The sequence below is a fragment of the Halolamina salina genome (assembly GCF_042678005.1).
GTDB lineage: Archaea > Halobacteriota > Halobacteria > Halobacteriales > Haloferacaceae > Halolamina > Halolamina salina.
On sequence record NZ_JBHUDH010000153.1, the window covers coordinates 2,289 to 2,709 of the forward strand.

The window sequence follows — 421 nt, forward strand, 5'->3', positions numbered from 1 at the left end:
CCCCGGGCGGCTCGGCGACGCCGTCGACGCGCTCGCCGAGGAACTCCAGTCGGAGTACGTCGATCTGGGCGCGTTCGCCTCGCCGTTCCGCCACGACGGGCTGAAGACGGTCGCCTACGAACTGCTCGCGGATCGCGGCTGGGAGACGCCGGACGCCGTCGTGCTCCCCGCGGGAACGGGCGAACTGGTCGTCGGCGTCGTCGACGGCCTGCAAGAGTGTCGGGAACTCGGCCTGATCGACGAACTACCGACGGTGTACGCGGTGCAGGCGGCCGGCTGCGCGCCGATCGCGGCGGCGTGGGAGGCGGGAACGATCGCGACCGAGCCGTGGGAGACGCCGGACACGATCGTCGGCGAACTCGAAGTCGCGGACCCGCCGGGCGGCGACCTCGCGCTCGCCGCGCTCGAGGAGGTCGACGGC

General features: G+C 73.4%; 1 protein-coding gene. It reads left to right on the forward strand.

All coding sequences use genetic code 11. From position 1 onward, the window contains the following. Positions 1–421, forward strand: a 421-nt coding sequence (locus tag ACFR9S_RS12900) for a pyridoxal-phosphate dependent enzyme (RefSeq protein ID WP_379818830.1), incomplete at both ends; no start/stop codon positions are given.